Annotated in this window: 6 protein-coding genes; 1 reads left to right on the top strand and 5 read right to left on the bottom strand. The window is 37.8% G+C overall.

What is annotated here, in order from left to right; translation table 11 throughout:
* The first annotated feature begins 144 nt into the window (after positions 1-144).
* Complete coding sequence (locus KO495_RS05445) at positions 145-2145, top strand: nitrate- and nitrite sensing domain-containing protein (RefSeq protein WP_215979377.1); 2001 nt, start codon at positions 145-147, stop codon at positions 2143-2145.
* A 123-nt stretch (positions 2146-2268) separates the two neighbouring features.
* On the opposite strand, the gene KO495_RS05440 is transcribed toward KO495_RS05445, so the two are convergent.
* The 5 genes from KO495_RS05440 to KO495_RS05420 all read right to left on the bottom strand — a co-directional run bounded on the left by KO495_RS05440 (position 2269) and on the right by KO495_RS05420 (position 6898).
* On the bottom strand, positions 2269-3051 hold the full coding sequence (locus tag KO495_RS05440; RefSeq protein ID WP_215979376.1) for a LytTR family DNA-binding domain-containing protein: 783 nt from the start codon (positions 3049-3051) through the stop codon (positions 2269-2271).
* Positions 3044-4132: a histidine kinase gene (locus KO495_RS05435; RefSeq protein ID WP_215979375.1), complete on the bottom strand. Its 1089-nt coding sequence runs from the start codon at positions 4130-4132 to the stop codon at positions 3044-3046. Before KO495_RS05435 ends, KO495_RS05440 begins: the two co-directional genes overlap by 8 nt.
* A 187-nt stretch (positions 4133-4319) precedes the next feature.
* On the bottom strand, positions 4320-5105 hold the full coding sequence (locus KO495_RS05430; protein ID WP_215979374.1) for a CPBP family intramembrane glutamic endopeptidase: 786 nt from the start codon (positions 5103-5105) through the stop codon (positions 4320-4322).
* Between the two features lie 124 nt (positions 5106-5229).
* Positions 5230-5442 (bottom strand): hypothetical protein, encoded by a 213-nt coding sequence (locus tag KO495_RS05425; RefSeq protein ID WP_215979373.1) that lies wholly within the window; start codon positions 5440-5442, stop codon positions 5230-5232.
* A 433-nt stretch (positions 5443-5875) separates the two neighbouring features.
* A complete protein-coding gene (locus KO495_RS05420) occupies positions 5876-6898 on the bottom strand; it encodes a histidine kinase (RefSeq protein ID WP_215979372.1) in 1023 nt (340 codons plus the stop codon).
* Between the last annotated feature and the right edge of the window lie 62 nt (positions 6899-6960).

Here is a 6960-nt window from a genome sequence, read left to right as displayed (position 1 = left end):
TTCATAAAAGTAATTTTTACTGATATTTCAAGTTTTTAAATATCCATACATCGAGTTCAGATTAAATAAGGTCAACATTTCAGTATTTTTAAACATAACTAAAATAGTTCTTCTACACTTGTAATAAAAAGCAATGGAGTGTCCATGATGAATGAGCTATTAAAAAAACTTCCCATCCGATATAAAATAGCGTTAATGATCGTACCTGTTGCGATCGTTTTGCTTGTTTTAGCGGTCGCCGATTTAAGTAAAAATAAATCTGTTATGGATGAAGCTGATAAAGTGGGCAGTTTAACTCGCCTTTCAATTGCAGGCAGTGCCTTAGTACATGAATTACAAAAAGAGCGAGGAGCAAGTGCAGGCTTTATCGCCTCACAAGGAAAGTCCTTTGCTGATATATTGAAACAACAACATGCGGCTACCGACAGTAAAATAGCTGCATGGCAAAGTGACTTTTCACGTTTTAATGAGCAAAAGTTTGACCTCAACATAAGCGCTAAATTAAATACCGCTAAAACGAAATTAGCGCAAATCAACACTATTCGAAAACAAGTCGCCAGCCAAACGATATCCTTAGCCGATACCGTTAAATATTACACTGAAATTAATACGGTTTTTATTGAAGCCGTCTTAAGTATCTCAAATAGTTCAAGTGACGCTAACTTAACCGCACATCTTTTTTCATTTTATAATTTTATTGCCTCTAAAGAGCGCGCAGGTATTGAGCGCGCGGTATTAAGCGCGACTTTTAGTGCTAATGAATTCTCTGAGGGCGGGTATAAAAAGTTTGTATCATTAGTGACCGAGCAACAGGCTTTTATGTCAACGTTTTTAAACTCAACGTCAAAAGATCATATGAGCTTTTACCATAATAAAATGAACATTAATGCGGTGGTACAAGTCGATGCGTATAGAAAAATCGCAGATGAAAGGTTTGTTCAAGGGCAGTTTAATACCGATGCTACCCAATGGTTTGAAAGTGCTACTGTGAGAATAAATGCTTTAAAAGACGTTGAATCACGATTAAGCGATGATTTACTGCAAATATCTAACACAATAAAGCAAAAAGCGAGTAGTCACTTTTATACCCTGTTAAGTATTCTATCGGTTGTTGGTGTTGTTATTCTGTTATTGGTTTTAGTGTTATATCGTCAAATTATCGGACAGATTAAAGCTATTACATCGACCATGAAAATAGTTTCGGAGCAGAAAGATTTAACGGCGAGCACAGCTATTATTACTAAAGATGAGCTAGGGGTTGTTGCACAGGCATTAAATAGTATGTTGCTTAAGTTTTCAGGTGCCTTGAAAGAAATAGCTAAAGCAAGTGAGCAATTGGCTTCGGTTTCTGAGGAAACTAACCAAGTGTTAGAAGATAATAAAAATATGATGGCAGAGCAACAAAACCAGTCAGAGCAAGTGGCAACTGCCAGTGAAGAAATGTCGGTTACCGTGCAAGAAGTGGCTCGAAACTCCACTGAAACAGCTGATATTGTACGTTTAATTAATGATGTCGCGGTAAATGCGGTCTCCATAGTGCAAAAAAATACTTTGGGAGTTGAAGCGCTTTCAACAGAGGTAGAGGGTATTAATGGTGTTATTTCACAACTTCATGAAAATAGCGCCAGTATTGGTAATGTGGTATCGGTAATAAAGTCAATTGCCGATCAAACCAATTTGTTAGCATTAAATGCGGCGATTGAAGCTGCACGAGCAGGAGAGCAAGGAAGAGGTTTTGCCGTTGTTGCTGATGAAGTACGCACGCTTGCCATGCGTACCCAAGATTCAACCAGTGAAATAGAGGGGATTATAAGTCAATTTAAAACCCTGACCGAAACTGCATTTGAGGCGATTAAGCGCGGCTTAGATAAGTCGATTGAGGTTTCAACCGGCGCTTCAGAAGTTGAAGCGGTTATTGGCAATATTATTAATGAAGTGCGTAATATTCATAGTCGAATTGATCAAATTGCTACCGCGGCTACCGAGCAGTCTGCGACAACAGAAGAGATAAATATCGCCATTACTGCGATTAATGAAGCAACGTTATCAGCATCTGAGCATGCCAATCAATTACAAGTTGTTGGACAAGAGCAAGCTCTGTTAGCGGTTAACTTACAAGAATTGTCTACTGAATTTAGAGTGTAGGTTTGAGTTGGTAGTAACGTGCTTGTAGTGATGTGTGGGTTAGATTAGCTGAGTTACTCATTCAACTAACCCAACTCACTCAGTTTGCTCAATGAGCTTAAGTTAACTTCACGCAACCTCAGACTATGTCGGAAAGCCGAGTTGCGTTTTAAGCTTACTTGCCTGACGGCGTGATATTTCTACGTCAACATTATTTTTTAGCTGTGCTAATAAGCCATAATTAATGGTTTGCTCTAACTTTTCAATAGCGTCAAGTCGTAATATATCGACACGGCTGGCGCGAAAGTAGGTGTTATCATCTAACTTTGCTTCAATTTTATTTAATGAGCTATGTATATATGCTTTACCTTGTGAAGTATAAATAGCGGCATGATTTCCAATACTTTCAAAGCGAAAAATATCTCCCAGTCGAATGATTTTCATATGATCGCCAAACTTAACCATTAACTTAAAGTCGTCAGCTAACGTTGGCTCTGGTGGTAGTGACTCTTCCTCATCTACAGCGCTTTTATTCGCTGACTCTTGCTTGAGTTTATGGGCTTTTTCTTTGTGCGCAGTAAACTTAACAATAGTGTCGGCTAAACGCTCAGGCACTACCGGTTTCACTAAGTAATCAATCGCGTTAAGTGCAAAAGCGTCAACGGCAAATTCATCATAAGCGGTACAGAATACAATGGGGTATTTGCCCTGTAGCTTTTCAGCTAAAGTTAAGCCAGTACCGCCAGGCATTTCAATGTCTAAAAAAACAATATCAGGTTGATGTATTTCTATCGCATCAAAGCCTTGTTCAATGTTTTCTGCTTGTGCAACAACATGAATATGCGGGTGTTTTTTTAATAAGCGTAGTAGCTCTTGTCGTGCCATGCGTTCATCGTCAATGATGATGGCATTTAATTGATTATCCATTTTTAACTGGCTCGTATGGTAAAGTCATAGTGACATGAAAAATATTATTATCGGTGGTTTGTTTTAAGCTGCCTTGCCCTGAAAAAATAAGGCCAATACGTTGAGTTAGGTTTTTCAAACCTACTTTTGTACCTGACTTGATTAAATCACTTTGGTATGGGTTTATGACATCAATAATGAGCTGCTCTGCTTTAACTTGGCTATTAAGTGTTAAAGTGCCACCGTCTTTCAAATTAGCAATGCCATGTTTAATCGCATTTTCAACGAGGGTCAGTAACCCCATGGTTGGAATTTTAGCAAGCAAGCTTTCATCAGAATTGTTAAGTTCAATACGTAACCGCTCGCCTAAACGAATGTCTTCAATGGCTAAATAATGCTGACATACGGCTAGCTCTTTACCTAAGCTTGTATGGGCTTTGGTGTCGGTTGATAAGTTATAACGAAACAAGGTTGATAGTTGGGTAACTAGCTCGGCGGCTTTGTCTTCATCTTCAAAAATCATACCGCGGATAGTATTGAGCGAGTTAAATAAAAAGTGTGGATTAATTTGATTCATCAAACTGGCTAATTGTTGATTTTTAAGTTGTTCAGCCAACTTTCTCCGGTCGCGAATAGAAGTAATAGTGAGGTAGATTAAACTCCATAACATGAAGAAAATAATATTGAATAAAACTAAGCTCGCTAACTCAACGAGTAAACCATGTTGATAAATAAAAAAATCAGGCGTGTGGGTTTGTAGTAGTAAAGATAAACACTTATCCACTGTGGTCGCAATAACTGCACACTGTAAAATTACCTTGAAGTAGGCGAGAAATGTCGTTGATGGACTGTGTTTATGGTAAGAGCGCAGTAAGTAATGGCTCAGTAATACAGTCACGGAGTAAGACAAGAAAGATCTTATTATCTCTTTAGCTATAGGCAATGGCATTACTTCATCAGCATGCCCAGGCATAGAGAGCACCCCTATCGCAGTAAAAACCATAATGATGGCAAAACCGATTAGCTGACAAAGGTAATAGGCGAGGTTATTTTTTATTGACTCAGACATTTTATCCGCTTGGTAATGTTTGCCTTTATTCATGATAAAGGTTGATTGATTATCATGACCAACTTAAGTCAACGCTATTACGTCTTTTTTAAGCTAAGTCTGTGCTTGTAAATATTTACAAGGACTTAGCCAACCAGTATATCGTTCTAAGTTGGCTAAGTTAAGTTTAGATTAACAGTAACTTAATATAATTTAACACAGGTTGTTAAAGGTTTGCTCCTTAGCCTAAGGTCAAATACAAATCTATAGAAGACACTAAATTATTCACTAGGTGCAAGTAAATTGGCAAGTAAATACCGCCACTACGCTGACGTGCTACCCCTAAAATAACGGCAAGTGAAAATAACATTACGAGTACCGATAGTTCATATTGGCCGCCATGAAGTAAGGTAAATAAAATACTGGTAATGATAATACTTCCAATAACACCTAAACGAGAGTGCTTTAAGCCTTTGAACATAAAGCCACGAAATACTACTTCTTCAAAAACTGGCGCAGCTATGACAACAACAATAAAAAGTAAAATAAGGTAATCAGTGCTTTGATAGATATCGACCATGCTTTGCGGCATCTCGATGGCGAAAAACTCGCTTGCGACATAAGTTAAGGCGAAATAGGCGAATAAAACTAAGGTAAAGTTGATGAACATTTTTTTACTCGGTAGCTTATCAAAACCAAGGTAAGCCGATGCAGTAGTTAGTTTTCGTTTACCTGCAAAGTAAAAAATGAAAGGGGATAAAGCTAGTGCTGTTAAGAGATAATTTATGGCCAAGCAGTCACCATCCATCATCAATGCATCGGAAGAGGGGGGATTTGCAGTTTCAAAAAGAGAGACAGCTCCTAGCATTAAAGCGCTTAATAGGCAGTATAAAATGAAAAGTAAAAAGCTAAGACCTAATGTGGCACTAGCGCTCCATGGTTTATTAGGTTGAGCCTGAGTGATGTTAACGTCAGTTGCGTTAGCGCTACTTGCTGCTAAATTACTTGGGTCTGTATTTGCTGACATATGATTTCCTTACTATTTATTTTTAATGTTTAATTTTTTACTTTTAAGTTAATTTTTTTTGATGTTAGTTTGAACTGCTACAGCGCCGTGACAATAAGCACAACGAGGATAATAATTAGTGGCATTAGTCCTCCTCCTTAATTAGGTGAGCGCTTTCTACCTTAGCGCATGTTATGTGACGATTATTATTTACTATTACCGATGCTTTTCGCTCAGCAGAGCTATCGCAAGCGGTTACGGTAGTTGCTTCAATATGTGCACTTTTGTAGCCATCGAAGATACAAGCGAGCATCATGATCACGCCGACAATCAGATCTGATAACGTTATTATTTTCATTTGACTTCCCTGTTAATTGTTAATTGTTAATTGTTAATTGTAAGTCAAGCACTTGCTTGGCAGGTCTCTATTTGATGGAGCTATAATATCGAGATTAAAATTGATAACGTCGGGAAAATGATAAACGGTTATAAAAAGTGATGAGTGGTTAGGGAAGATAATTTAACCTGAGCTTACTTTATCAGTGGCGTTATCAGATATGTTTGTTAACTAATGACGCTTAATGCAAGAAAGTGTCTTAATAACTTAAAACGAGTTCAGTAAGCTATTGTTTAGTAAGCTATGTTCAGTAAGCTATGTTCAGTAAGCTATGGTCAGTAATCGCTAGCAGCTAGTTTTAGCTGAAACGGATACAAGAGGTAATATTATGTAAAGTGCAGCTCAGCCTTTAACTTAGTGCGAGTTGCGAAAATAGTGCGCGTTGCCGAAAATATCAAACAGGCTCATAAGGAAGGGTTAGATTTACCGTATAGTTTGCCTCATCAGTATTGTTAGTTAACATGCCTTCTGTGCCAAATATAAGACTAATACGTTGCTGTAAATTTTTTATCCCCACTTGCGTGCCTGATTTTACTAGCTGTTTTTTAAAAGGATTACTCACTTGCACTAACAACTTATTATCTTCAACGCGGCTATTAACCACTAAAGTTCCTCCTTGTTGTAAGTTTGAAATGCCATGTTTTATTGCATTTTCCACTAAGGTTAGTAAGCCCATCGTTGGGATTTTAGCGTTTTTACTTTCAGGAGATATATCAAACGCAAGTGTTAAGCGATCGCCTAAACGAATATCTTCAATGGCTAAGTAATGCTGACATACTTCAAGCTCACCAGCTAAACTGGTATGGGCTTTGGTGTCGTTTGATAAATTATAGCGAAACAAAGTAGAGAGCTTAGTGACTAGCTCGGCGGATTTTTCTTTATCTTCATAAATCATACCGCGAATAGTATTGAGTGAGTTAAATAAAAAGTGTGGGTTAATTTGATTCATTAAGCTGGCGAGCTCGTGATCTTTTAATTGTTGTTTAATTCTAGCTCGATCAATAATCGAGCCAATGCCTAAATATAATAGGCTCCAAAGCGTAAAAAATAAGCCGTTAACAATGAAACTCTTCGAAAGGCTACTAAAAGCAAGGTAAGCTTTTTCACCGTCACCAAATGCCAAACCAAATATCGTATGTGCAATCATGCCAACGGTAGCAGCGCATAGAACCGCAGCACCATAGACTTTAAAAGTAGAAGCTTTGGTCGTTAAGTGTTTTTTAATATAAGCACGAACGACAAAATGTGAAATTAAGAAGGACAGCGTGACAAGTTTAATAAAGGTTAGCAGCTCATCTATTAAATCAATCGCTTTCCCTTCTTCAATGTGGCTGGAGATACCCGCCCAAGCAATGAATGAGAAGAAAAGTAAGGTGCCGATCACTTGGCAGAGATAATAACCTATCTTAGAGTTCATTGGTCTTGTTGCCTTACGTTATGGTGATGTGTTGTTAACACTATGTAAAAATTATTCTGATG

It is taken from the genome of Colwellia sp. D2M02 (genome assembly GCF_018860755.1).
Classification (GTDB): domain Bacteria; phylum Pseudomonadota; class Gammaproteobacteria; order Enterobacterales; family Alteromonadaceae; genus Colwellia; species Colwellia asteriadis.
The sequence above is the reverse complement of the archived record's forward strand: the minus strand, read 5'-3'. Positions and strand labels throughout refer to the sequence as shown.